Annotated in this window: 1 protein-coding gene; it reads left to right on the top strand. The window is 66.5% G+C overall.

Annotated features, from left to right (window positions below):
• Window positions 1-231: 231 nt before the first annotated feature.
• The coding region (locus tag JMF90_RS39810; protein WP_201326625.1) for a PepSY domain-containing protein at window positions 232-537 on the top strand (306 nt) is incomplete at its 3' end.

The raw sequence follows: 537 nt of genomic DNA, 5'->3' as shown, positions 1-537 counted from the left end.
GGTCATGGCGAGCGAGCATGCGAGTAAGAATCATTCGCATTGCGTTAAAATGTCGCGCATCGTATCAAAACCCGCCCACCGCGCAACAATTCCATGCCGCGTACAAGGGCATCCGGCCTTGCCTGACCTGGCCGGATGACCGTTGTGCGGCGCCCGACATCGAATGAACTGCCTCCCGTCGAATCGCGGCCGCCGCTCGTGCCGGCCCGCCTTCCTTTCGCTGCGCACGCGATGAATGCGTTCCTGCGACCGTTTCTCGTCCGCCTGCACCGTTGGTTCGGACTTGCCATCGCGCTGTTCCTGTTCGTCGCGGGGCTCACCGGCGCATTGATTGCGTGGGACCACGAGCTCGACGCGGCGCTGAACCCGGATTTCTATATCGCGCGCAGCGGCGCGGCGCCGCTGGCGCCGCTCGAACTCGCGGCGCGCATCGAGGCGGCCGATCCGCGCGTGCAAGTCACCTATCTGCCGCTCGCGGTCGAACCGGGGCACACGCTGCAGGCGGGCGTGATGCCGCGTACCGATCCGGCGACCGGC

The organism is Burkholderia sp. E168m23 (assembly GCF_016586125.1).
Lineage (GTDB): Bacteria > Pseudomonadota > Gammaproteobacteria > Burkholderiales > Burkholderiaceae > Burkholderia > Burkholderia orbicola.
Note: the sequence above shows the minus strand (reverse complement) of the source record. Positions and strands in the feature narration are given on the sequence as shown.